Source organism: Streptomyces sp. NPDC044719, assembly GCF_056433405.1.
Window position 1 is genome coordinate 1,319,163 of the sequence record NZ_JBWKHE010000001.1, and the last position, 23,698, is coordinate 1,342,860.

At 69.5% G+C, this 23,698-nt stretch carries 29 protein-coding genes and 1 riboswitch; of the genes, 8 read left to right on the forward strand and 21 right to left on the reverse strand.

Features of this window, described 5'->3' with window-relative positions; all coding sequences use genetic code 11:
* Positions 1–38: 38 nt before the first annotated feature.
* Positions 39–488, forward strand: coding sequence for an SRPBCC family protein (locus AC07DF_RS06155; RefSeq protein ID WP_454361920.1), 450 nt, complete (start codon positions 39–41; stop codon positions 486–488).
* 178 nt (positions 489–666) lie between these two features.
* Here the strand turns inward: AC07DF_RS06155 and AC07DF_RS06160 are convergent, their stop codons facing one another.
* From AC07DF_RS06160 to AC07DF_RS06215, 12 genes are all read right to left on the reverse strand, one after another.
* Positions 667–1,902: a tyrosine-type recombinase/integrase gene (locus AC07DF_RS06160; protein WP_478967324.1), complete on the reverse strand. Its 1,236-nt coding sequence runs from the start codon at positions 1,900–1,902 to the stop codon at positions 667–669.
* Positions 1,902–2,099 carry a helix-turn-helix transcriptional regulator gene (locus AC07DF_RS06165; protein WP_478967326.1) on the reverse strand — a complete coding sequence of 66 codons (198 nt, stop codon included), beginning with the start codon at positions 2,097–2,099 and terminating at the stop codon, positions 1,902–1,904. The genes AC07DF_RS06160 and AC07DF_RS06165 overlap by 1 nt, the downstream gene beginning before the upstream one ends.
* A 1-nt stretch (position 2,100) precedes the next feature.
* Positions 2,101–3,588, reverse strand: coding sequence for a replication initiator (locus AC07DF_RS06170; protein WP_478967328.1), 1,488 nt, complete (start codon positions 3,586–3,588; stop codon positions 2,101–2,103).
* Positions 3,585–3,761, reverse strand: coding sequence for a hypothetical protein (locus AC07DF_RS06175; protein WP_478967621.1), 177 nt, complete (start codon positions 3,759–3,761; stop codon positions 3,585–3,587). The genes AC07DF_RS06170 and AC07DF_RS06175 overlap by 4 nt, the downstream gene beginning before the upstream one ends.
* Positions 3,758–3,973 (reverse strand): hypothetical protein, encoded by a 216-nt coding sequence (locus AC07DF_RS06180; protein WP_478967330.1) that lies wholly within the window; start codon positions 3,971–3,973, stop codon positions 3,758–3,760. The genes AC07DF_RS06175 and AC07DF_RS06180 overlap by 4 nt, the downstream gene beginning before the upstream one ends.
* Positions 3,973–4,152 (reverse strand): hypothetical protein, encoded by a 180-nt coding sequence (locus tag AC07DF_RS06185; RefSeq protein WP_478967332.1) that lies wholly within the window; start codon positions 4,150–4,152, stop codon positions 3,973–3,975. The genes AC07DF_RS06180 and AC07DF_RS06185 overlap by 1 nt, the downstream gene beginning before the upstream one ends.
* A 93-nt stretch (positions 4,153–4,245) precedes the next feature.
* Positions 4,246–4,548, reverse strand: coding sequence for a SpdD protein (locus AC07DF_RS06190; RefSeq protein WP_478967334.1), 303 nt, complete (start codon positions 4,546–4,548; stop codon positions 4,246–4,248).
* A gap of 14 nt (positions 4,549–4,562) precedes the next feature.
* Positions 4,563–4,718: a hypothetical protein gene (locus AC07DF_RS06195; RefSeq protein WP_478967336.1), complete on the reverse strand. Its 156-nt coding sequence runs from the start codon at positions 4,716–4,718 to the stop codon at positions 4,563–4,565.
* 12 nt (positions 4,719–4,730) lie between these two features.
* Positions 4,731–4,919, reverse strand: coding sequence for a mobile element transfer protein (locus tag AC07DF_RS06200; protein ID WP_478967338.1), 189 nt, complete (start codon positions 4,917–4,919; stop codon positions 4,731–4,733).
* A 20-nt stretch (positions 4,920–4,939) separates the two neighbouring features.
* Positions 4,940–5,605: a DUF2637 domain-containing protein gene (locus AC07DF_RS06205; RefSeq protein ID WP_478967340.1), complete on the reverse strand. Its 666-nt coding sequence runs from the start codon at positions 5,603–5,605 to the stop codon at positions 4,940–4,942.
* A 23-nt stretch (positions 5,606–5,628) separates the two neighbouring features.
* The gene (locus tag AC07DF_RS06210; RefSeq protein ID WP_478967342.1) at positions 5,629–6,969 is read right to left on the reverse strand and encodes an FtsK/SpoIIIE domain-containing protein; all 1,341 of its coding nucleotides are present in this window, start codon (positions 6,967–6,969) and stop codon (positions 5,629–5,631) included.
* Between the two features lie 2 nt (positions 6,970–6,971).
* The gene (locus tag AC07DF_RS06215) at positions 6,972–7,304 is read right to left on the reverse strand and encodes an SCO3933 family regulatory protein (RefSeq protein ID WP_478967344.1); all 333 of its coding nucleotides are present in this window, start codon (positions 7,302–7,304) and stop codon (positions 6,972–6,974) included.
* A gap of 180 nt (positions 7,305–7,484) precedes the next feature.
* On the opposite strand from AC07DF_RS06215, the gene AC07DF_RS06220 reads away from it, so the two are divergent.
* Positions 7,485–8,276, forward strand: coding sequence for a GntR family transcriptional regulator (locus AC07DF_RS06220; protein WP_478967346.1), 792 nt, complete (start codon positions 7,485–7,487; stop codon positions 8,274–8,276).
* Positions 8,276–8,944, forward strand: coding sequence for a YdcF family protein (locus AC07DF_RS06225; RefSeq protein ID WP_478967348.1), 669 nt, complete (start codon positions 8,276–8,278; stop codon positions 8,942–8,944). Before AC07DF_RS06220 ends, AC07DF_RS06225 begins: the two co-directional genes overlap by 1 nt.
* Before the next feature lie 550 nt (positions 8,945–9,494).
* Here AC07DF_RS06225 and AC07DF_RS06230 read toward each other — a convergent pair.
* Together AC07DF_RS06230 and AC07DF_RS06235 are read right to left on the reverse strand one after the other, a co-directional pair.
* Positions 9,495–9,860, reverse strand: a complete 366-nt coding sequence (locus AC07DF_RS06230; RefSeq protein WP_478967350.1) for a hypothetical protein — start codon at positions 9,858–9,860, stop codon at positions 9,495–9,497.
* The gene (locus AC07DF_RS06235) at positions 9,841–10,329 is read right to left on the reverse strand and encodes a hypothetical protein (RefSeq protein WP_478967351.1); all 489 of its coding nucleotides are present in this window, start codon (positions 10,327–10,329) and stop codon (positions 9,841–9,843) included. The genes AC07DF_RS06230 and AC07DF_RS06235 overlap by 20 nt, the downstream gene beginning before the upstream one ends.
* 526 nt (positions 10,330–10,855) lie before the next feature.
* On the opposite strand from AC07DF_RS06235, the gene rlmN reads away from it, so the two are divergent.
* From rlmN to AC07DF_RS06260, 5 genes are all read left to right on the forward strand, one after another.
* Positions 10,856–11,962, forward strand: coding sequence for a dual-specificity RNA methyltransferase RlmN (rlmN, locus tag AC07DF_RS06240; protein WP_478967353.1), 1,107 nt, complete (start codon positions 10,856–10,858; stop codon positions 11,960–11,962).
* A 24-nt stretch (positions 11,963–11,986) separates the two neighbouring features.
* A riboswitch (TPP riboswitch) is annotated at positions 11,987–12,093 on the forward strand.
* Positions 12,094–12,216: 123 nt separating this feature from the next.
* The gene (locus AC07DF_RS06245; RefSeq protein ID WP_478967609.1) at positions 12,217–13,254 is read left to right on the forward strand and encodes a thiamine ABC transporter substrate-binding protein; all 1,038 of its coding nucleotides are present in this window, start codon (positions 12,217–12,219) and stop codon (positions 13,252–13,254) included.
* Positions 13,230–14,897: an ABC transporter permease gene (locus AC07DF_RS06250; protein ID WP_478967355.1), complete on the forward strand. Its 1,668-nt coding sequence runs from the start codon at positions 13,230–13,232 to the stop codon at positions 14,895–14,897. The genes AC07DF_RS06245 and AC07DF_RS06250 overlap by 25 nt, the downstream gene beginning before the upstream one ends.
* On the forward strand, positions 14,897–15,916 hold the full coding sequence (locus AC07DF_RS06255; protein ID WP_478967357.1) for an ABC transporter ATP-binding protein: 1,020 nt from the start codon (positions 14,897–14,899) through the stop codon (positions 15,914–15,916). The genes AC07DF_RS06250 and AC07DF_RS06255 overlap by 1 nt, the downstream gene beginning before the upstream one ends.
* A gap of 25 nt (positions 15,917–15,941) precedes the next feature.
* Positions 15,942–16,742 carry a maleylpyruvate isomerase family mycothiol-dependent enzyme gene (locus AC07DF_RS06260; RefSeq protein WP_478967360.1) on the forward strand — a complete coding sequence of 267 codons (801 nt, stop codon included), beginning with the start codon at positions 15,942–15,944 and terminating at the stop codon, positions 16,740–16,742.
* Positions 16,743–16,802: 60 nt separating this feature from the next.
* Here the strand turns inward: AC07DF_RS06260 and AC07DF_RS06265 are convergent, their stop codons facing one another.
* From AC07DF_RS06265 to AC07DF_RS06295, 7 genes are all read right to left on the reverse strand, one after another.
* The gene (locus AC07DF_RS06265; RefSeq protein WP_478967362.1) at positions 16,803–17,498 is read right to left on the reverse strand and encodes an LAETG motif-containing sortase-dependent surface protein; all 696 of its coding nucleotides are present in this window, start codon (positions 17,496–17,498) and stop codon (positions 16,803–16,805) included.
* A 146-nt stretch (positions 17,499–17,644) separates the two neighbouring features.
* Positions 17,645–18,766, reverse strand: a complete 1,122-nt coding sequence (locus tag AC07DF_RS06270) for an LOG family protein (RefSeq protein WP_478967364.1) — start codon at positions 18,764–18,766, stop codon at positions 17,645–17,647.
* 24 nt (positions 18,767–18,790) lie between these two features.
* Positions 18,791–19,198, reverse strand: a complete 408-nt coding sequence (locus AC07DF_RS06275) for a VOC family protein (RefSeq protein WP_478967366.1) — start codon at positions 19,196–19,198, stop codon at positions 18,791–18,793.
* 100 nt (positions 19,199–19,298) lie between these two features.
* Entirely contained in the window at positions 19,299–20,735 is a 1,437-nt protein-coding gene (locus AC07DF_RS06280) for a hypothetical protein (RefSeq protein WP_478967368.1), read from the reverse strand.
* Positions 20,717–21,466, reverse strand: a complete 750-nt coding sequence (locus AC07DF_RS06285; RefSeq protein ID WP_478967370.1) for an ABC transporter ATP-binding protein — start codon at positions 21,464–21,466, stop codon at positions 20,717–20,719. The genes AC07DF_RS06280 and AC07DF_RS06285 overlap by 19 nt, the downstream gene beginning before the upstream one ends.
* Positions 21,467–21,670: 204 nt before the next feature.
* Positions 21,671–23,038 (reverse strand): aspartate aminotransferase family protein, encoded by a 1,368-nt coding sequence (locus AC07DF_RS06290; RefSeq protein ID WP_391102960.1) that lies wholly within the window; start codon positions 23,036–23,038, stop codon positions 21,671–21,673.
* Between the two features lie 13 nt (positions 23,039–23,051).
* On the reverse strand, positions 23,052–23,591 hold the full coding sequence (locus AC07DF_RS06295; protein ID WP_454361929.1) for an Lrp/AsnC family transcriptional regulator: 540 nt from the start codon (positions 23,589–23,591) through the stop codon (positions 23,052–23,054).
* Positions 23,592–23,698: the final 107 nt, after the last annotated feature.

Sequence of the window (23,698 nt, forward strand, 5' to 3'; positions counted from 1 at the left end):
GTGGGACGATTCAGGTGTAGGTCGCAAAGGGGGACATCATGTCCATCATTCGACAGAGCATCGATGTCGACCGGCGTCCCGAGGATGTCTACGACTACGTCATGGACACCCCGCGCATGCCGGAGTGGCAGCTGAGCGCCGTGTCCGCGGAACGCCTCGACGAAGGGCCCTTCGGCATCGGCTCCCGGGTCCGGGTCACCCGGCACATCGGTCGCCGTGTGATGCCGATGACCATGGAGGTCACGGAGTACGACCCACCGCACAGCTGGGGCATGCGCGGTGTCGACGGACCCGTCCGGCCGCGGGTGCACGGTGAGGTCGAGTCGTTCGACGAGGGGCAGCGCTCCCACGTGACGATCGACGTTGACATCGAGGGCCACGGCGTCGGCAAGGTCCTGGTACCGCTCGTCGTCCGGCCCCAGGTCCGCAAGGAACTCCCGCGCAACGAGCAGCTCCTCAAGAACCGGCTGGAGCACACGGGCGACTAGGACGCCTCTCTCCGGGTGCCGCAGGCGGGGCACGGGCCACCGCTGACGATCTGCGACACTGGGTGGGCCATGCCTAAGCCCGGAGAACTGATGTGCTCCGGGCACGAAGAAGCCCCCTACCAGCGAGTTCTTCGCCAGTAGGGGGCCGCCTTATGCCCACTGGGCCGTCCCTGGGCCGTCAGGGCTCCTGGGCCGAGCCGAAGACACCGTCCAGGGCCCGGCGGGCACGCTCGCTACTGCTGGGCATCAGGTGGGCGTACACCCGCAGCGTCATCGCTGGGTCAGAGTGCCCCAGGTATTCGCTCACGGCCTTGATGCTCTCGCCTGCGTCCAGGAGGACCGAGGCGTAGAAGTGGCGAAGGGCGTGCATCCCGTGCTGCCGGGCGGAGGCGTATGGCTTGCCGGGTTCGGGTGTCGGGATGAGGCCGGCGGCCGCGAGGGCGGGCTTCCATTCCTGGATGTTGAAGTTGCTTCGCCAGACGATTCCGTCGGCCGTGTTGGTGAAGATGAGGCGGCGCTCGGTGAGCGGGCCGTCCGGCCTCATCCACGGGAGCTTGATGGGCACGGGCGGGTGACTCTTCATGTGCCGCCGCAAGGCGGAGGCCACCGAGGACGGCAGCGGTACGTCCCGATCCTTGTTCCCCTTGGGCGGAGCGAAGACCGCGACGCCCCGGATCAGCTTGACCTGAGTGGTGACTCGGAGCGTGTCGCTGTCGAGCTGGACGGTGTCCTCGGCCAGACCGATGATCTCGCCCTGTCGGAGACCGCAACCGCTGCCAACGTCGACCATGGCTTGGTATCGCTCGGGCAGTCCGTCGCGGACCGCGCGCACTTGGGACGGGAGCCAGGGCACGACCCGGGCAGTCGAGACGGCGGGCGGGCGGACGGACGCTGCCGAGCACGGGTTCCGGGAGAGGTGGCCGTCATCCACGGCGGCCGACAGCACCGCGCGGACGTTGGCGTAGATGTTGCGGGCGTAGGTGCCGCCTATCGAGTCGTTCTCCAGGTCGCGCACGAACTCGCGGATGTGGACCGGGCGGAAGGACCCGAGCGGGCGTGCCCCGATGCGAGGGAAGGCGTGCAGCCGAAGCCGGGTCTCCACACCGATGCGCGTGTTCAGGTCAGTGGTCTGCCCAGCGATCCAGCGTTCCGCGTACTGCTGGAAGGTCGTCCGGGCAGCCCTGGGGTCCACGTACTGACCACGCGACATGTCGGCAGCTGTCTCGGCCAACCACTCTTCCGCCCGGCGCTTCTGGCGGTCTGGGAAGGACTTGCTCTTTTCGGTGCCGTCCGGGCCGACGTACCGGGCCCGGTAGCGGAGGCCGTTGCCGTGGCGGTCGGTCTTGACCTTTACTGGCTTGTCGTCCGGGCCTGGCTCCGTCTTGTACCAGCGGTCTTGGATGTGACCGGCCATTACGCGGCCTCCCCGATCTGGGAGTCGACCCACGCGCGTACGTCGTTCGGGTCGAAGCGCAGGTGCCGGCCGACGCGGAAGCCGCGGGGACCGGTGCGCTTGCGGCGCCACTGGTAGACCGTCTCGACGCTGGGCAGCTCGAACATCTCCACCAGGTCGTCGGGGGTTAGGAAGCGCTTCGGGAGCTCGGTGGCCACGTCACCACTCCCTTTCGTCGGCGGCCTGGTCGCGTAGGGCTTCGCGGGCGGTTTCGCGGTTCTGCTGGATGTCTCGGCGGATGGTGGCGGCGAGCCATGATTCACCGGGGGTGTGGCCGTGACCGGCGTAGGACCAGTGGGCGAGGGTGAGCGTGGTTGCCTCCGGGTTGTCGTCGGGGTCGGGCAGGCCCAGGGCTTGGCGTTGTTGGGCTGCGCGGTAGTCGGCCCGGGTCTGGCGCAGGGCGCCGAGGGTGGTGGAGTAGCGGCGGGACTTGGTGGAGAAGTGGCCGCGGAAGCCGAGCATGTGGGCCCAGCGGGCAAGGTTGCGGTCGGGGTAGAGCGGCTGGAGGCCGACGCACGCGGCCATCAGGCGCCGGGCGTGTTGGGGGACCTCCAGGCGTGCGAGGTCTTCACCCAAGCCAGTGCCCTGGCAGGTGACGCACTGGCCGAGGGCTGAGCCGGGGCGGTCGTAGCGCGGGGAGTGGCCGGTTCCCCGGCAGGCTCGGCAGTGGACCGGAGCGTCCGTGGCGCCGGTGGTCTCGGCGGCCTTGGTGGCGTACTTGGCCAGGTAGGAGGCGACGGCTTGTTCGGTGATCTCTTCGCCGTCACCGAAGGCGCGGATCGGGCGTATGTCGAGCTGCTTGCCCCACGTGAGCCTGCGGGCAGGCTGATCCCCGGCCGGGTCGATGTGGACCGCCAAGCGATCTGGATCGGCTGCGGCGCGGATGGCGTCGGTGAGCAGGTCGAGGGTGGCCCACACCGGGGGCGGGTCGTCGGGTCCGTCGGGGCCGTCGAAGCGGATCACGGCATGGAAGTGCACGGCCCCGCGCTTCTGGTACTCGGCGACCTTGCCGAATGAGACGCGGGACTGTTCCTTGGCGTCCTTCTGGGTGAGTCCGGCCCGCTTGGCGATCTCTCGGCGCAGGTAGATCGTGAAGTAGCGCCACAGCTCGGAGGCGTGGTTGTTCCACAGCACCGCTCCGGCGTAGTCGTACGTATCAGGGTCGAGCGGGGTGCCGAGCTCGGGTGCGTCCTCGGGGTGCCGTGCACCGCAGCGGCAGGCCCGGGTGCCGGGGCGGTTGTGTACGGGGCCGAAGCTCGGGGCGGTGAGGGTGGCGAACACGCGCGGGTGATCGCGGATGGTGTGTGGGGTGCCCTTGTCCGGGTCGCCGACCAGCCCGGCGCGGATGAGGTGGTAGGTATCCCCGGCATAGGTCCAGGCGCACGAGGGGCAGCGGGAGGCACGCCGGTTACCGCAGGCGACCCGGAGCATGCCGCCGGGTTCCTGCGTGGTGGTGTAGGCGTGCAGCACGGTGCCGGTGGCCGGGTCGATGGTCTTGGTCTGGCCTACGAGGCGGATCGGGTCGGAGCAGCCGCCGGTACGGCGGATCTGTTCTTGCCAGCGGTCGAAGTCGGCCGACCCGGCCACCCTCAGCACATCGGAGAGGGTGGCCGGGTCGAGACCCGCCGGAATGGCGGTGTCGGTCACGCGTCGTCCTCCTGGACGGTGTGGCGGTCGATCCAGTCCTCTGCGCAGACCTTGTGGACGGGCTTGCCACGGTCGGAGCGAAGCGGGGTGGGCTTGGTGCAGATCACGCACGGCTTGTCGCCGCTGTGGTCGAAGTGCTCGGGTGAGCGCCAGTCGAGGAGAGCCACAGTCACCGCCCCCAACGTCGCTTCTGCGGGGTGCTGGCGTCTGGGCTGGACGGTCCGGACAGGCCCTTGCCGCTGCTCTTGTCCGGGGCCGGGCGGCCCTGGTCGAGCTTCTGGTGGGCGTAGGCGATCCTGCTGAGCTGACCGCCTTCGCGCTTGCCTCGCTCGATGTCTTCGGCTACTTCGTGGTCGGGCTTCTTGGAGTTGCGACCGAACGCCATTACGCAGCCACCTCCCGACGAAGACCCGGGATGGTGTGGCCGGTGCCCTTGCAGGTGGGGCAGTCGACGTGGAGGGTCGTGCGGGTGCCGTCTGCGGAGCGTCCCCCGGTGGTGATGGCGACGGTGGCGAAGCCGTCGCAGGCGCGGCAGACGCGTGTGTTTTGGGCGTGCTGGGGCATGATGGGGCTCCCTTTCGGGTCCGTTGGGTCTGGAAGGGGTGCAGGCGCCCGGAGCGGCGGAAGTTTGGCGACCGAGGCCGCTCCGGGGGCCGTTCAGCGGTGGTTGTGCAGGTCCTTGATCAGCAGGCGCAGGACGATCGCGACCACGGCGACAGAGACGCCGGTGATGGCGACGGCCAGCAACATAGAGACCAGAACCGTGCCGACGACGAGGACCACGGCACCGCCACCAGCGGCAAGGGCAACCGCGCTGCCGGGGGTGAGCTGGATCGTGGGCCGGTTCGAAGCCGCGACCGGGGCCGGTGCCGGGGCCGTCGGCTGGACGAGCGCCGGGGTCGGGGCGCTGGCCGTGGGTGGCGGGGCGGTGTCCTGGGGCGGGTACTTCGGCGTGAACACGAGGCGGTTCCTTTCTACTTGAGGACGGTGCCGAGGGCGGGGGCGAGGAAGCTTCCGGCGACGAGGTAGCCGCCGACCAGGAGCACAGCGACCAGCCACCACGGCGGGCGGACGAGCTTGACGCCGAGCCATCCGACGACGAGCAGGGCGAGCCAGAGCGGGACGTCCATAGCGTTCTCCTGTCAGGCCTTGCAGCGGTGGGTGCGGGCGGCGAGTTCGGCACCGGCGCGGGTGTCGTAGTCGGCGGCGAAGCCGCAGCCGGGGGCGGTGCAGGCGGCGGTGTGCTTGTCGCGGCCACGGCCGTCGTAGGCCGTGGCGACCTGCACGGGGCCGATGCGGATCACGTTGCGGAAGCGGCGGTGAGCAGCCACGGGCGGTTTCTCCCTTCGAGTCAGGTGAGTTGGAGTTCGGCGGTGATCGCGTCGGTCGTCGGAGTGGGCAGGCCGAGCCGGGCGGACAGGTCAGCCGCAGGCATCGGTGAGCCGGTCGAGGCCCGGTGAGCGTCGGCGATCTTTCGCGCGTGGTCGAGCAACGCGACGGGCACGGCCGGGGCTTGGGCCGGAGGCTCGGCCGGTGCCAGGGCCAGTTCCGGCACAGCAGGAGTCGGCTCCGGAGCCGGTTCTTCGGTGCGGTCCATCTCGACTTCCCGAGCGGCCGGTTCGTCTTCTACCGGCTGAGCGGTCGGAGCGGCCGTGTCGGCGGGCGAGTGCACCAGGAGCGTTCCGCCGAGGAAGGCGAGGGCGGGCCAGCCAGCGACGAGGATGCGCAGCCAGGCAGGCACCGCGTTGAGGTCGAGGAGCCCGGCGGTGGCGACGTTCGCACCGAGCGAGGCGAACAGAGCGATGACGAACCAGATCCAGGCGGACCGATCCCGGCGGGCCGTACGCAGCCGACGCCAGGCGGCGACCAACAGCAGATCGACGGAGATCGGGTAGGCCCAGGCTTTCCAGCCGGACTGCCCGGCGGCTTCGGCCAGGTCGTGCAGGTGGGCGAAGGAGAGCGCACCGGCGATGACGGCCTGGACGAGGACCGCGTCCGGGCGGATCGAGCGAGGCACCTGTGACACCTCCCTTCCAGGGTTCAGTCGATGACCGGTCGGGGCTTGAGCAGCGAAGGCCCGGTGGCCGGCGCATCGGCGGGCACATAGGGACGGAAGGGCAGCAGGGCGGGGAAGTCCGGGACCAGGTGGGAGAACTCCCGGCAGACCGCCGCCACCTCATCCCGGGAGGTCTCCGGGGTGCGGATCTTCGACCAGCCGCCGGAGGAGTCCGCCGCGACCGCCGTCCCGGGGCGTTCCATCGGGATGAGGCTGGCGATCGGGACCGCGTCGGGGGCCACGTCGTTCAGGCCCATTTCGGCGGTCTGCTTGTCGTTGACCCGGTGCACCACTCGGCCAGTGAGCTGGGCACGGAGCATGGTGGCGCCCTTGCCCAGGTCGGAGCCGAAGCGCTGCCCGCAGATCTCCAGGTAGATGCCAACCGCGCGAGCCATCTGTGCCAGCCGAATCAGCGCCGTCACGATCCGCTCGCGGCGTTCCTCGTCCTTCTTGGAAGAGATCAGGAACAGCTCCGCGACCTCGTCCACCAAGACGACGACCGGCACCGGCCGGATCGTGGCGGGCAGCTCCCACAGGTCGGAGACGCCGTGCCCCTTCAGCAGGTCGAAGCGGTCCTCCATCGCCGCCACCAGGACAGCCAGTAGAGACGCAGAGTCGTCCGGGGTGGTGGCCAGCGCCGACAGACGGGGCCCATAGGCGGTCTGTTCGACCCCGCGCTTGCAGTCGATTCCGACCAGCGCCACCGGCAGCTGGGCGAGCCCCTTGATCAGGTTGCGCTGATACATGGACTTGCCCGAGTGGTTCGCGCCCAGAGTGAGCGCCATCGGAGCCTTGCGGTAGTCCCGCTCGAAGGCGGTCCCGTCCTCCCGCAGCGCAACGGGGACGACCATGTCCCGAGGGCGTGCCTTGCGCGGCATTCGCACCCGACGCAGAACGTCATAGCCGGTCATGCGCAGCTCCACGTACCCCGGCTTGGTCTCCGCCACGGTCACCGAGTGCACGCCCCAGGCATGGCGCAGCCGTTCCGAGGTGGCGATCAGGTCGGCGGGCTCCAGACCGGCCGGGAGGCGCAGGGTGACCCGCAGACCGGTCGAGGTGCCCCGAACTCGGCGGATCTTCGGCGGAACCGGCTGCACCTCACGACGGGCGACATTGCGCGTCATGAACGCCCGCAGACCCGAAGGCTGCACCGTCAGCCCGCACACATCCATGGTCGAGCGGTACGAGAGGAGGAAGCGGCCCCAGGTGACCGGCATCCCGACCAGCGACCAATACACGCGCGGGGCGCGTACCTTCGCGTATCCGAGACCACCGGCCCCCGCGAGGGCTCCCGTGGCTTCCAGCCAGATGGTCAGGTCCGCCATGGTCAGACCGCCGAAGTGATCGCGACCGCGCGGAACGAGATCCCGTGGCGCTTCTGGCCGTTGAACTCGTTCTCCCAGTCCCGCGCCTTGAGACCGATCACCTTCACCGGCATGCCCGGCGTCAGGCTCTCCGGGAGACCCGTCTCCGGGATCGTCACCTGGTAGAGGTTGCCCTCCCCCTCGTCCGAGACGAGCAGGCCCACCGTGGACAGACCCACGTTGGGGTTGTCCCGGTCCATGGCCCGCTCACCGGTCTTCTTGTTCACGAGCTTCGGTTCCGGCGCGGTCGCCACGAACACGACGGCGGTCGAAGTGTCGATCTTGAACGACGGCATGAAGCACTCCCTGAGTCGATGCGTTGGAGCAGCCCAATAGGGCACTCCTTTGCTCGCTGTCCTAGGACTGCGAGCGACTGAGGAAAGGTTGGCACGCAGTCCTAGGACTGTCAACGGTTTGCGAGCTGTCAACAGTCCTGGGACTGTGTTTGACTTGTTCTCGAAGAGAGGAGTCACGCGATGGCGCCCAAGTGGCGAGAGCTGGCGGACAAGCTGGCTGAGCAGATCAAGAGGGGTGAGTACGAGCCAGGCCAACAGCTTCCGCAGATCAGGGAGCTGGTTGCAGAGGGCGAGGGCTCAAAGTCCACCGTCCATGCGGCCTACAGGGCTCTTGAGGCCGAGGGTCTGGTGACCTCGTCTCGGGGGCACGGCACCGTCGTGCGTCAACAGGTTCCGCTCAAGCGGCTCGGCATCGCCCGGTACGACAAGGCCAAGTGGCGAGACGGCGACGAGGTCGCGTTCATCGCGGACCGCGTGGCCTCCGGGCGCGGCTACCGCCGGAATGAGCAGTCCCAGACGGTTAGCCGCATTGAAGCCCCGCCAGCAGTCGCAGTAGCGCACGGCCTGCCTGAAGGGGCAGAGGTATACGCGCGAGCCCGACTGGTGAAGGAAGGCGACCAGCCGACACACACCCTGACCAGCTACTACCGGCCCGAGCATGTCGAGGGCACCCGGCTGGTGGACCCCACTCCGGGACCGGCCGGCAAGGGCGGAGGCTTCCGGGTGCTCTACGACGCCGGGTACGAGATCGACCACATGAAAGAAAGGCTCTTTGCCCGGGCCGCCACGTCCGACGAGGTGAAGCTCCTGCAACTACCGCCGGGTGAACCGGTCGTCGAGCTGCATCGAACGACCTATACGGCATCTGGCACAGTGGTCGAGTTCGCCATCGGTGTTCACGCGGCTTCGCGCTTCGCCTGGGAATACGACTTCAAGGTTCCGGACTCAGCGAAGGGCGAGAAGGGACAGTAATGATCTCGACACAGGCACGGGCCGACGCACGACGCCTGTGGGACTACCACCAGATGGGCCACACCCCACGGCCGTGCTCTGTCGCGATCGGCCTAGGCAGCCACGACCTGGGTGTGGCCGATACGGCGGTGGAGCTGTACAAGCGCGGCATGGCCCCACTGCTTGTGTTCACGGGAGCTACCAGCCCCACGACGCGAGAGCGCATGCCGAGGGGTGAGGCGGTCCACTACCGCGAGCGGGCTCTTGAACTCGGCGTTCCCAGCTCCGCGGTGCTCGTAGAGCAGCACGCTCGCAACACCGGTGAGAACATCCGCCTGTCCAAAGCTCTCCTCGAGGAGGCCGGAGTGAAGGTGTCCTCCGTGCTCCTGATCAGCAAGCCGTATGAGGAGAGGCGCTCGTACGCGACGGCGCGCAAGCTCTGGCCGGAGATCGAGGTGGTTAGCGCCTCTACCCCGATGACGTTCGACGAGTACGTCGATTCCATCCGGGATGCGCGACTGGTCATCGACATGCTTGTGGGCGCGGTTCAGCGCTTGCTGATCTACCCGGAGCAGGGGTTCATGATCAGCCAGCCGGTGCCGGAGGACGTGCATCAGGCGTTCGAGCGGCTATGCCGCGAAGGCTTCACCAGTCGGCTCCTCACCATCACTGGCAAGGCTTCCACCTGACATCAACTCGGCGCCAGGCCAGGCACTCACGCCACAAGGGATGCTCTTACCTCGACCGGCCGCGCCTGAGCTGTTATGAGTTTCTCTACCTCATCAAGCCCCGGCTGCGCTCCGCTCCGCCGGGCGCGCTTCCCGGCTCCGCTCCGGGCGCCGCTCCTGCCTCCGGCCCGCTCCGCCCGGGCTGCGCCGACGCGCGCCCACATGTGAATCAGGCCGGAACTGTGAGTCGAGAACCGTAGAGCGCGGCAACGGGTCAAAGCATGCCTCCGGCGGGGGCGCTCAGGCTCCGAGATGGCGGGGGCGCCGTTCGCGAGTGCCGGCCGATTGGTGGCGTGCGCGGGGAGCTCCCATCCCGTCTGCCGTCGACCCAGGCAGAGCCGAGCAGACGCGGCCCCTGGCGTCCAGGTCGTTCGTACAGTGGCGCGCTCCACCTGGACGCCACGAACCACGCCCGCTCCACGATGTGTGGGTCGACGGCAGACGGGATGGGAGCTGGGGTGAGTGGTGGGTGAGGCTGAGTGGCTATCGGACCCGTACTGGTCTGGATGGGTCACAACCAAAGGATCAGGGCGACGATCACCACGAGAAGGATAAATGGACTGGCAATTGCTTTACGGAGCTCTCGTTCACCTTTTCCGGGAAACATAGGGTCATCGCCCGCGTCTGTAAACTGGGTCGCCAAGTCTCCCTTCCCGGTCAGGACGTCACTCGCATCCCGCACCAGCGCGGCGGCCGCCTTCACGTCACCCGATTCCTTCAGCATTTCATCGATCTTGGCAAGCATCTGAGGGGAGGAGACCGCCAGTTTCCGTACGTTTTGCTTGGTCGCCTCGTCGATCGACTCATTGTTGATGATCGTCTGAAAAACGCTGCCATTGTTGGTCTGAATATACTGATCAATCGCCGTTCCGGCCATGCTTCCCTCCCTCGCACGTCGTATTGCTCACCAGCGACGGCGCACGGTCCAGACTCAGGTGAAAGGATGAGGCGCACTCACCTTCGCTCTTGGACTGGCCAAGCGGACCAGCCAGTATGAGCGCGATCAAGACTGCAGCAACAGCCGAGACAGTGGCCACTCCGACTCGCGCAAACGGGTTTAGCGCCTGACCGATGGTCTTGACCAAGGTGGGCCACTTGTGCGTGACCCACAAGGCGAAGATCAGACCGAATACGGCAAAGACAAGTAGTCGGTCTCGCACAAAAGACCCGACGTACTCATCAGAGGATAGGCGTACTAGGCGCCCGATAAGCCATTCGAGAGTTGGCAGCACATAGGGAAAGTAGTCATTGATCGCTTCGATGCCAGCCAATGTAAAGAGGATGGCCAAAACGGCACCGAACGCGTAATAAGCGATCCCGAGCCACCCGGCGGAGGAAAGCTTCACTGCTTGCCATCTCGGTAGTTGTTCTGCGACACGGTGCCATTGTTTGTTTCAATGAATTGCCCGTTGACGGTGATGCCGTCCGACCGTGCGCTACGAGGCGGGTGGGATGTGTTGGTGCCGTTGTCCGGCTGCGTGTTGCTACCAGGAGGCAGAGGGGCAGGGTCCTGGTTGCCGCTGGATCGTGAGCGTGTCCATCGAGCAGTGATCACAGCGCCGCCGAGTAGGCAGACTCCGCCGATTAAGGCTGCGGCTATCTCGATCATGGAGCCCCCTGAGGTCGGTAAAGGTCGACAAAAGCCTACCCAACGCCGGTAGTTGGGGACGCCCGAACATCAGTCAACGAGGGCAGGTAGATCATGGCAGCAGACTGCCCGGTGACATGTCATGAACGCGGCAAGATTCTGCGGCTGGGCCGTCCCTGGGCCGTGCGAGGCCGATCGACGATGACAGACGGCGATCACGGGTGACCGTCCCCACCCAGCTCCGGCCTGGGCTCCCCAAGTTGATCTGCGACACTGGGAGGGTTATGCCTGCACCCGGAGAACTCACTTTCGTAGCCCCCCGCGGAGCCAAGAAGCCGCCGCGGCATCTCGCCGATCTCACTCCTGCCGAGCGCAAGGAGGCCGTCGCGGCTGTCGGGGAGAAGCCGTTTCGTGCCAAGCAGCTCTCGCAGCACTACTTCGCGCGGTACGCGCACGAGCCGGAGCAGTGGACCGACATTCCGGCCGGTGCCCGGGGGAAGCTGCGGGAGGCGTTGCTGCCCGAGCTGATGAGCGTCGTGCGGCATCTGTCGACCGACCAGGGCACCACGCGCAAGACGCTGTGGCGGCTGTTCGACGGGACGCTCGTCGAGTCCGTGCTGATGCGTTATCCGGACCGGGTGACCATGTGCATCAGCTCGCAGGCGGGGTGCGGGATGAACTGCCCGTTCTGCGCGACCGGGCAGGCGGGTCTGGACCGGAATCTGTCCACCGCGGAGATCGTGCACCAGATCGTGGACGGCATGCGGGCCCTCAGGGACGGGGAGGTCCCCGGCGGTCCCGCGCGGCTCAGCAACATCGTGTTCATGGGCATGGGCGAGCCGCTTGCGAACTACAAGCGGGTCGTCGGTGCCATCCGGCGGCTCACCGACCCCGAGCCGGACGGGGTGGGGCTCTCGCAGCGCGGCATCACCGTCTCGACGGTCGGGCTCGTCCCGGCGATCAACCGGTTCACCGACGAGGGCTTCAAGTGCCGGCTGGCCATCTCGCTGCACGCGCCCGACGACGAGCTGCGCGACACCCTCGTCCCCGTGAACACGCGGTGGAAGGTCCGGGAGGTGCTGGACGCCGGGTTCGAGTACAGCGCCAGGTCCGGGCGGCGGTTGTCCATCGAGTACGCGCTGATCCGGGACATCAACGACCAGGCCTGGCGGGGCGACCGGCTCGGGCGGCTACTCAAGGGCAAGCCCGTGCATGTCAATCTCATCCCGCTGAACCCGACGCCGGGGTCGAAGTGGACCGCCTCGCGGCCCGAGGACGAGAAGGCGTTCGTGGAGGCCATCGCCGCCCATGGTGTGCCGGTGACGATCCGGGACACCCGTGGACAGGAGATCGACGGGGCGTGTGGTCAGCTCGCGGCCACCGAACGGTAGTCTGACCGTCGTACATACACCTTCATATTCCGACAGGGGAGCGCCACAGCGCTGAGAGTGCGGCACACGGCCGCAGACCCTCCGAACCTGGCCCAGGTCATTCTGGGTAGGGAGATCGGTCATCACTCGAGCTGTTGCGCCCTGCCCGGGACCACGGAAGTCCCGGGCGGGGCCGCGTCTTCTCCTGGTCATCCAGGAGGAATCAAGTGAGCATCAAGAGAAAGCGGCTGACGGCCGTGGTCGTCGGGCTCGGGATGGCCGGGACGCTCGCGGCGTGCGGGTCGTCCGGCGGCGGTCAGGGGTCCGGAGACTCCAAGACCGTGACCCTCGTCAGTCATGACTCGTGGGCCGCGTCCAAGGGCGTCATCGCCGCCTTCGAGAAGCAGTCCGGCTACAAGGTCAACGTCCTGGAGGACGGCGACGCCGGGCAGGCCGTGAACAAGGCGATCCTGACCAAGGACAATCCGCAGGGCGACGTCTTCTTCGGCGTCGACAACACGCTGCTCTCGCGGGCGCTCGACAACGGGCTGTTCCAGCCCTACGAGGCGAAGGGCTCCGACCGGATCAAGGCCGAGTACCGGGCCGACGAGGACCAGCACCGGGTCACGCCCGTCGACACCGGCGACATCTGCGTCAACTACGACAAGAAGTACTTCGCCGACCGCAAGATCGACCCGCCCCGGACCTTCGACGATCTCGTCAAGCCTCAGTACAAGAACCTGCTCGTGACCGAGAACGCCTCCGCTTCCTCGCCCGGCCTCGGCTTCCTGCTCGGCACCGCCGCGAAGTACGGCGACGAGGGCTGGGAAGGCTACTGGAAGAAGCTCAAGGCCAACGGTGTGAAGGTCGTCGACGGCTGGGAGCAGGCCTACAACGAGGAGTTCTCCGGATCCGCCGGCGGCAAGAAGGCCAAGGGCGACCGGCCGCTCGTCGTGTCGTACGCGTCCTCGCCGCCCGTCGAGGTCGTCTACGCCGACCCCAAGCCGGGCACGGCACCGACCGGGGTCGCGCAGGGCACCTGCTTCCGGCAGGTCGAGTACGCCGGGCTGCTGAGCAACGCCAAGAACAGCGAGGGCGGCAAGGCGTTCCTGGACTTCCTGGTCAGCGAGCGGTTCCAGGAGGACATGCCGCTCAACATGTTCGTCTACCCGGTGCGCGAGGGCGCCCAGGTCCCGCCGGAGTTCGTGAAGTTCGGGCCGCAGGCGAAGGACCCCGAGACCATGGACCCCGCGAAGATCGCCGACAACCGTGACCAGTGGGTCAAGTCGTGGACCTCGCTCGTACTGAAGTGACCGGCCGGACGAGGGGCGCGGCGGCGCGGTTCGGGCTCATCGCCCTGCCCGTCGCGTTCTTCGCCGCGTTCTTCGCCTACCCCGTCGCCGCGATCGTCGCGCGCGGTCTGAAGGCCGACGGGGCCTGGCGGTTCGGGCGGCTCGGGGAGGTCCTGGCGCAGTCCGACGTCCGGCACGTCCTGTGGTTCACCACCTGGCAGGCGCTCGTCTCCACCGCGCTCACGCTGCTGATCGCGCTCCCCGGCGCCTACGTCTTCGCGCGCTTCGACTTCCGGGGCAAGCAGGTGCTGCGGGCCGCCGTGACCGTCCCGTTCGTGCTGCCCACGGTCGTCGTCGGTACGGCGTTCCTGGCGCTGGTCGGGCGGGGCGGGCTGCTCGACGAGCTGTGGGGCGTACGGCTCGACACCACCGTGTGGGCGATCCTGCTCGCGCACGTCTTCTTCAACTACGCGGTCGTCGTACGGACCGTGGGCGGGCTCTGGGCGCAGCTGGATCCGCGGCAGGAGGAGGCCGCGCGGATGCTCGGGGCGTCACCCTGGAAGGCCTGGCGGCAGGTCACGCTGCCGGCGCTCGGGCCCGCGGTGGCCGCCGCCGCGCTCATGGTCTTCCTGTTCACCTTCACCTCCTTCGGTGTCGTCCAGATCCTCGGCGGGCCCACCTTCTCGACCCTGGAGGTGGAGATCTACCGGCAGACGTCGGAGATCTTCGACCTGTCCACGGCGGCCGTGCTGACGCTGATCCAGTTCGTCGCCGTGGGCGCGATCCTCGCCCTGCACGCCTGGACCGTACGGCGGCGGGAGACCGCGCTGCGGCTGGTGGACGCGTCGGTGACCGCGCGCCGGCCGCGCGGCGCCGGGCAGTGGGCGCTGCTCGGCGGGGTGCTCGTGACCGTCGTCGTACTGCTTCTGCTGCCGCTCGCCGTGCTCGTGCAGCGGTCCCTGGACGCGCCCGGGTTCGGCTACTACCGGGCTCTGACCAGGGCCGACGGCGGGGTGTTCCTGGTGCCGCCGATCGAGGCCATCGGCAACTCGCTGGAGTACGCCGTCGCCGCCACCGTCATCGCCGTGGTGATCGGCGGCCTCGCCGCCGTCGCGCTCACCCGCAGGGACGCCGGGCGGTTCGTGCGCGGCTTCGACGCGCTGCTGATGCTGCCGCTCGGGGTGTCCGCGGTGACCGTGGGCTTCGGGTTCCTGATCGCCCTCGACGAGCCGCCGCTGGATCTGAGGTCCTCGTGGATCCTGGTGCCGCTCGCGCAGGCGCTGGTCGGGGTGCCGTTCGTCGTGCGGACCATGCTGCCCGTGCTGCGGGCGGTGGACGTACGGCTGCGGGAGGCGGCCTCGGTGCTGGGGGCCTCGCCCTGGCGGGTGTGGCGGGAGGTGGACCTGCCGATGGTGCGGCGGGCGCTGCTGATCGCGGCCGGCTTCGCCTTCGCGGTGTCGCTCGGGGAGTTCGGGGCGACGGTGTTCATCGCGCGGCCCGACAACCCGACGCTGCCGGTGGCCGTGGCGCGGCTGCTGGGGCGGCCCGGGGACCTGAACTACGGCCAGGCGATGGCCCTTTCGACGATTCTGATGGTGGTGTGCGCCGTGGCCCTGCTGGTGCTTGAGAGGCTCAGGACCGCCGACCGGACAGGGGAGTTCTGATGCTGCTGGCGCTGGAGGGCGCGACGGTCCGTTTCGGCGGGCGGGCCGTGCTGGACGCCGTCGATCTGGAGGTCGCCGAGCACGAGATCGTGTGCGTGCTCGGGCCCAGCGGCAGCGGTAAGTCGACCCTGCTGCGGGCCGTGGCCGGGCTGCAGCCGCTCGACTCCGGGCGGGTGTCGCTCGACGGGCGCGACCAGATGGGCGTGCCCGCGCACCGGCGCGGGGTCGGGCTGATGTTCCAGGACCACCAGCTGTTCCCGCAGCGGGACGTGGGCGGCAACGTCGCCTTCGGGCTGCGCATGCACGGGGCGTCCAAGCGGCAACAGGCCGAGCAGGTACGGGAGTTGCTGGACCTCGTAGGGCTGCCGGGCGCGGCTCGCCGGGCCGTAGCCGCGCTGTCCGGCGGGGAGCAGCAGCGGGTGGCGCTGGCCCGGGCCCTGGCGCCGAGCCCTCGGCTGCTGATGCTGGACGAGCCGCTGGGCCAGCTCGACCGGTCGCTGAGGGAACGGCTGGTCGTGGAACTGCGCGAGCTGTTCGGCCGGCTGGGCACGACGGTGCTCGCCGTGACGCACGACCAGGGGGAGGCCTTCGCACTGGCCGACCGGGTCGTGGTGATGCGGGACGGGCGGATCGCCCAGTCCGGTACGCCGCTCGAGGTGTGGCAGCGGCCGGCCGACGCGTTCGTGGCCCGCTTCCTCGGCTTCGAGAACGTCGTCGAGGCGACGGTGGGTGCGGAGGCCGCGGACACCCCGTGGGGCAAGGTGCCGGTGCCGGAGGGCGCCCCGCAGGGCACACGGACTCTCCTGGTGCGGCCCGCCGGTGTACGCCTGGTGCCCGCCGACGCGGGTCTGCGCTGCACCGTGGCCGCCCGTACCTTCAAGGGCACCCATGTCGCCGTCCACCTCCAGCCTCAGGACGCCCCGCGCCTGGAGGCGGCGTGCGCGCTGCGGGCGGCGCCGGAGGTCGGGGACGAGGCCGGAGTGGAGTTCGACGCGGCCGAAATCGTCGTGCTCGACTGATCGCGGCCGCCTTAGAGTGCGGGTCATGACACTCCTCGCGCATGACCGCTACTGCGACGAAATCGCCCACCAGGTCGGTCTGTTGAGGTCGGTGGTGACCTCCGGTGCCGAGTTGTCCGCCACTGTGCCGACCTGCCCGGACTGGTCTCTGGAGGAGCTGGTCCGGCACACGGGCGGTGCCCTGCGCTGGGTGGAGCTCATGGTGCGGACCCGGGCCCGGGAGGAGGTACCGGAGGAGCAGGTGCCCGGCGTCGAAGGGCCCGAGGGCCGGGGCGACGCCGCAGCGCTGGACGTGTGGCTGGGGGAGTCGGGCGAGCAGCTCGTCGCCGCGCTGCGGGAGGCCGGGCCGGACGCGAAGGTGTGGGGCTGGGCGGGGACGCTCACCGCCGGGTTCTGGGCCCGGCGGATGACGCACGAGATCACCGTGCACCGCGCGGACGCCACGCTCGCCGCCGGACTGCCCTACGAGGTCGCGCCCGACGTCGCCGCCGACGCGATCGACGAGTGGCTGCAGATCGTGGAGTACGTGCAGCGGACGGACCCGGACGACGAGGCGGCGAGGGAGCTGCGCGGCCCGGGCCGCAGTATCCACCTGCACGCCACCGACACGGGCCTTGAGGTGAACGCCGAGTGGCTGATCGAGCTCACCGAGGACGGTGTCACCTGGCGCCGGGGCCACGAGAAGGCCACGGTCGCCCTGCGCGGGCCACTGACCTCCGTCCTGCTCGCGTTCTACCGGCGGCTGCCGCTGGACGCTTTGGAGCTCGAGGTGCTGGGGGAGCGGGAGTTGCTGGAGTTCTGGCTGGAGCGGGCGACGTTCGGGTGAGACGGACGTGGCCCGCCCCGTGGGTCACGGGACGGGCCACGTCACGGCGGTGCGCAGGCGTCAGCTGTCGCTGTTCGCCCCACGACGGCGCATGCCGAAGAACACCGCGCCACCACCGACGACGACCAGGGCCGCCGCGATGCCGGCGATGATGCCGGTGTTGGAGTTGGCGCCGGTCTCGGCGAGGTTGGAGTCACCGGCCGGGCCGGGCGCGTTGCCCGCGGGCGTGGTGCTCTCGCTCTGCGACGGCGTCGGAGCCGGGGTGCCGGTCTCCTCGGCGGGCTTCGAGGGGGAGGCCGACGGGGTCGGCGTGGCCGGGGGAGTCGCCGGCGGCGGCTCCTCCTCCTCCTTCTTCTTGCAGGCCGTGGCCGGGGTGACGAGGTTCGGCTTGATGTCCTCGTCGACGTACGGAGTGGCCTTCACGTGGATGCGGTACTCCGCGTTGGGCTTCCAGTTCTCGGCGAAGATGATGGTGGTGCCTTCGCGCGAGCCCTTGACCACCTGCTCGCCGACCTTCTTGGCGTCGGCGCCGTTGTTCTGCAGGTACACGGTGACCGTCGCCGCGATGCCGGCGGGGTCCACGTCGGTGACGGTGATGACGCCCTTGTCGCCGTCACACTTGGCCTCGGCGGAGAACTCGTTGATGTTGCAGGCGAGCGCGGTGCCGGAGGCACCGAGCGCGAGCGCGGCCGAGGCGGAGACGACACCGATGATGCGCACGGCACGTGCGCGGCGGGATACGGACAGAACTGCCACGTTTGTCCTTTACAGGATGCGTAATGCGGGGGGCTGCGGCAGTGGTGACGGAACATCAGCACTACCAGGAGACTCACAGGTTTATAAGCGCCGCATAAGTAGTGTCAACGCATATGCAGCTTGCAAGCACTTGCTTTGCCTGCTTATTAACCGCCGAGACGTTTCAACGCCTCCGGCGCCTCCTCGATCCGCTCGACCAGCGCGATCCGCGCCTCCATCGAACGCCCCCTGGCCAGCGACTGGAGCAGCGGCCACGTCGGCAGCTTGTCCGTCCAGTGCGCGCGGTTCACGAGCACCATGGGCGTCGGCTCGCCGCGCGACTCATAGTAGTTCGGCGTCGCGTTGTCGAAGATCTCCTGCACGGTGCCGGCGGCGCCCGGCAGGAACACCACACCCGCGGTGGACCGGGCCAGCAGGCCGTCCTCGCGGGTGGCGTTGGCGAAGTACTTGGCGATGTGCGAGGCGAAGGCGTTCGGCGGCTCGTGGCCGTAGAACCAGGTCGGGATGCCGACGGAGCGGCCGCCGCGCGGCCAGCGGGTGCGTATCTCGAAGGCGGCCGATGCCCACTGGGTGATCGACGGGGTGAAGCGCGGCGCCTTGGCGAGCAGTTCGAGCGACTCGGTGAGCATCTCTTCGTCGAACGGGGCGGCGTACGCGCCGAGGTTGGCCGCCTCCATGGCGCCGGGGCCGCCGCCGGTGGCGACCGTGAAACCGGCGCGGGCCAGTTCCCGGCCTAGCCGCGCCGCCCCCGCGTACTCCTCGGTGCCACGGGCCATCGCGTGGCCGCCCATCACGCCCACGACCCGGGCGCCGGCCAGGAGTTCGTCGAGCGCGTCCGAGACGGAGTCGTCGTGGACCGCGCGCAGCATGGACGCGTAGATGTCGCCGTCGGCCTTCGTGCGCTGGAACCAGGCGTAGGCGCGGGCGTCGGGCGTGGCCTCGTAGCCGTCCGGCAGGGAGGCGAAGAGCTCGTCCGGCGAGTAGACCAGGCCGCGGTAGGGATCGAAGGGCAGATCAGGGACGGGCGGGAAGACCAGGGCGCCGTCGCCGCGTATCTTCGCGGCCGCCTCCTCGCGCATCGCGCAGCCGAGGAAGATCGCGCCCGCGGTGTCCGTGGTGAGCAGTTCGCGCGTACGGTCCGTCAGGTCGACGGCCTGGATACGGTGACCGGCGAGTGTGCCGCGCGCCGAGACGGTCGCGTCGAACTCCTCGAGCGTCTCGATCTCACGGTCGTCATGGTGGGCCGCATGGGCGGGCATCGTCTGCACCCGCCCATGCTGGCACAGCGCGTGTCAGCCCTGGACGGCCGCCGGGTCCATCCACACGACCTCGAAGGTGTGGCCGTCCGGGTCGTCGAAGGCCCGGCCGTACATGAAGCCGTGGTCCTGGGTCTCGCCGGAGACGGAGCCGCCGGCCGCGACCGCCTTCCCGACCAGTTCGTCGACCTTCTCGCGGCTCTCGGCGCTCAGCGCGATCAGCACCTCGCTGGTCGTCTTCGAGTCGGCGATCTTCTTCTTCGTGAACTGGGAGTACTTCTCGTCGGTGTGCACCATCACGACGATGGTCTCGCTGATCACCACCGAGGCTGTGGTGTCGTCGCTGAACTGCTCGTTGATCGTGTAGCCGAGCTCCGAGAAGAACTTCTTCGAGGCGGCGACGTCGTTGACACACAGGTTCACGAAGATCATCTGCTGGTACATGCGAAGTCTCTCCCAACGGGGTCCGTGTCGTTACGCGGGGATAGACCGGGGCCCGGCGCGGAACTCATCGCCGTCCGGAGATTTTTTTCGTACGAGATTTTCAACGCGCCAGCGGCAGCGCCGCCAGCTCCGCGACCGTCAGGGTGAGCGGGGCGAACAGGGCGAGCAGCGCGCCCGCGCGCAGGGCCGCGGCACTGCGCAGCATGGTCGCGGGGGCGCCCAGCCGAAGCAGCGCGGAGGTGGTGTCGGCGCGCGCCTGCCGGGCCTCGACGGCGGCCGTCAGGAGCGTCGCCACGGTGCAGCCGGTCACGAGCAGCACGCCGAGGATGGTGAGGGGGCCGAGCGACAGTCCGTCCGGGGCGTGCAGCAGCGCCATCGCGTATGTGGCCGACAGCACCGCGCAGACCACGCCCAGGGGGCGGCCGATACGCGTGGCCTCCGTCATGAGGATGCGGCCGGCCAGCAGCCGCAGGGCGCCCGGGCGGGCCGACTGGAGCAGCCGGCCGCACAGGTGGGTCAGACCCGGACCGACCAGGGCCAGGCCGACGGTGGCCAGGATCCAGCCCGCCATGACGCCGGGGGAGGCGCCGGAGAGGGTGAGGTCGGGCGCCTTGGGGGCGGTACGGCTCGCGTAGGTCTCCACGGCGAGCCCCGCGGCCAGGACGGTGATGCCCCAGGGGAGGCCGGAGGGGGCGGCCGTGACGGCGTCCGGCAGCGGCGCCTCGGAGAATGCCGGGGCGTCGGCGGTGTCCGGTGCCGGGGTGTGCCGGGGGGACGGCTGAGCGGTGCCTTCGATCGTGCTGACCGCGCTCCCGGGGCCCTCGACGGCCGCCGCCGAGGCCGGTTCGCCGGTCCGTGCCGCCGGGGGCCCGCTCTGCTGCCCGGCGGGTTCGCCGGCCGCGGCGCCCCCGGGCCGGGTGATCTGCCGGCCGAAACGGCCGTACGCCCCGAAGGTCTCGAGGGTGCTCACGCGCCGGTACGCGCCGAAGCGGCCGTACACCACCCTGGCCGCCGCGGCCGCACGCTGCTCCCTGGGCCGCAGCGCCAGCACCACCGCGAGGGACGCGCCCGCGGGCACGAGCGCCAGCAGCGTCAGGGCCGCCGGCACCGGCAGCGGCTGGTCCGCGGCGAGGGCCTCGGCGGCCGCGCCGTCGAAGGGCAGGCCCGTCAGGTCGCCCCGCAGGTGCAGGAAGAACAGCAGAGCCAGCATCGAGCCCAGGACGCAGGACAGGGCGGTCGTCGTCGCCGAGACGGCCATCAGGCGCAGCGGTCCGAGGCCGATCGCGGAGAGGCCGGGGCGGGGCTTGGTGCCGGGATCGGTGCGGGCCACCGCGAGGGCGAAGTACACCGTGGCGGCGAGGGGCGCCGCGCACCAGGCCAGGCGCAGCAGGGCGGCGCCGGGGTCGCCGGGGTGGCCCAGCGCGTAGCCCAGGGCGCACAGCAGCAGGAAACCCGTGCCCGCCGAGGCCGTCGCGACCAGCAGACGGCGCAGCTGGACGGCGGGGTGGGCGGCGCGGGTCAGACGGAGAGCGAGCACGCCGCCCGGCCTTCCGGCTCGGTGGTCTCCGCGACCGGGGGCAGATGCACCGTCTGCACGCGCCGCCCGTCGAGCAGGAAGACCGTGCGGTCGGCGAGGGCCGCGGTGTCCGGGTCGTGGGTGGCCAGGACGACCGTGATGCCATGCGAGCGGGCGGCCGTGGTGAGGGTGCGCAGCGCGTGGGCGCGGTCGGCGCGGTGCAGGGGCGCCGTCGGCTCGTCGGCGAACAGGACCGAGGGCGCCGGGGCGAGGGCGCGGGCGATGCACACCCGCTGGCGCTCGGCCTGCTTCAGCTGGTGCGGGCGCTTGCGGGCGCCGTCGCCGATGTCCAAGCGCTCCAGCCACTCCATGGCCGCCTTCTTGGCGCGGCGCCGGCTGGTGCCGCGCAGCATCAGCGGCAGGGCGGCGTTCTCCCAGGCGTTGAGTTCCGGGACCAGCGAGGGGACCGGGTCGATCCAGCCGAAGCGGTCGCGGCGCAGCCGCTCGCGGGTGAGGGCGCCCATGGTGTGCACGGGCACGCTGTTGAACCAGACCTCGCCGCGGCGTACGGGCGCCAGGCCGGACAGGCACCGCAGCAGGGTGGTCTTGCCGCTGCCGCGCGGGCCGCTGACGGCGAGGATCTCGCTCTCCCGGACGCCGAGGGAGACGCCACAGAGCGCGGGCGAGCCGTCGTGGTGCTGGAAGTGCAGGGCGCGTGCCCAGAGCACGTCGTTGTCCGGCGGGGCCTCCATGCGTACACCTCGGTTCAGATCCGTAGTTCCCGTGCCATCCCCCGTGCGGGGGAACGAAGGCGGGGCCGATCAGTCACTGGGCACGCTAGGCAGAAGGCGGCGGGACGCCGGACAGCACGCGGCCCCGGGCCGCCGTTTCTCACTCGAACGGGCGGCTCCGGGGCTGGCGTTGATCGTCCGGTCAGACGATCGGAGCGAGGACGCTCAGAGCTTCGTCCAGGCCTCCGAGAGGGTGGCCCGCAGGATCTGCTCGATCTCGTCGAACGTCGACTGGTCGGAGATCAGCGGCGGGGCGAGCTGGACGACCGGGTCGCCGCGGTCGTCGGCACGGCAGTACAGGCCGTTGTCGTAGAGCGCCTTGGAGAGGAAGCCGTACAGGACGCGCTCCGTCTCCTCGTCGTCGAAGGACTCCTTGGTGTTCTTGTCCTTGACCAGCTCGATGCCGTAGAAGAAGCCGTTGCCGCGGACGTCGCCGACGATCGGCAGGTCGTGCAGCTTCTCCAGGGTGGAGCGGAACGCGCCCTCGTTGTCGAGGACGTGCTGGGTGAGGTTCTCGCGCTCGAACAGGTCGAGGTTGGCGAGGCCCACGGCCGCGGAGACCGGGTGGCCGCCGAAGGTGTAGCCGTGCAGGAAGGTGTTGTCGCCCTTGTAGAACGGCTCGGCCAGGCGGTCGGAGATGATGCAGGCGCCGATCGGGGAGTAGCCCGAGGTCATGCCCTTGGCGCAGGTGATCATGTCCGGCACGTAGTCGAACTTGTCGCAGGCGAAGATCGTGCCGAGGCGGCCGAAGGCGCAGATGACCTCGTCGGAGACGAGCAGCACGTCGTACCGGTCGCAGATCTCGCGGACGCGCTGGAAGTAACCGGGCGGGGGCGGGAAGCAGCCGCCCGCGTTCTGCACCGGCTCCAGGAAGACCGCGGCGACCGTGTCCGGGCCCTCGAAGAGGATCTGCTGCTCGATCTGGTCGGCGGCCCAGCGGCCGAAGGCCTCCGGGTCGTCGCCGAAGAGCGGGGCGCGGTAGATGTTGGTGTTCGGGACCTTGTGCGCGCCCGGGACCAGCGGCTCGAAGGGGGCCTTCAGGCCCGGCAGGCCGGTGATGGACAGGGCGCCCTGCGGGGTGCCGTGGTAGGCGACCGCGCGGGAGATGACCTTGTGCTTGGTGGGCTTGCCGACCAGCTTGAAGTACTGCTTGGCGAGCTTCCAGGCGGTCTCGACGGCCTCGCCGCCGCCGGTGGTGAAGAAGACCTTGTTCAGGTCGCCCGGGGCGTGATGCGCGAGGCGCTCGGCCAGCTCGACGGCCTTGGGGTGGGCGTAGGACCACACCGGGAAGAACGCCAGTTCCTGCGCCTGCTTGAAGGCGGTCTCGGCGAGCTCGACACGGCCGTGCCCGGCCTGCACCACGAACAGGCCGGCGAGACCGTCCAGGTAGCGCTTGCCCTGGTCGTCGTAGATGTAGGTGCCCTCGCCACGGACGATGGTGGGGACGGGGGCCTTCTCGTACGACGACATGCGCGTGAAGTGCATCCACAGGTGGTCGTACGCGGACTGGGAGAGGTCCTTGCTCACGGCTATCGGGTCCTCACGGTTATCGGGTTCCCCACATGTAGGTCTGCTTCTTGAGCTTCAGGTAGACGAAGCTCTCCGTCGAGCGCACTCCGGGCACCGCCCGTATGCGTTTGTTGATGACCTCGAGGAGGTGGTCGTCGTCCTCGCAGACGATCTCCACCATCAGGTCGAAGGAGCCCGCGGTCATCACCACGTACTCGCATTCGGACATGGCCGTCAGCGCGTCCGCCACCGACTCCACGTCGCCCTCGACGTTGACGCCGACCATCGCCTGTCTGCGGAAGCCCACGGTGAGCGGGTCCGTGACGGCGACGATCTGCATCACGCCCTGGTCGAGCAGCTTCTGGACGCGCTGGCGCACGGCCGCCTCGGAGAGGCCGACGGCCTTGCCGATGGCGGCGTACGGCCGGCGGCCGTCCTCCTGGAGCTGCTCGATGATGGCGAGGGAGACGGCGTCCAGCTGGGGCGAGCTGCCGTTCCTGGACTCGCGGGAGGACTCGCGGAGTTCCCGCGGCCCCTTCTGGTCTGCGCTTCGACTGGCCACGAGCTCACTGTGCACGAGGTCTCGTCACTTCCGCAAGGCGTGATCGATGAAATCCGTTGTTTTGATTGCCGAAGCCTGCGGATTCCGCACGAATGAAGGGAGTGGGGGTGTTGAAAACGTGG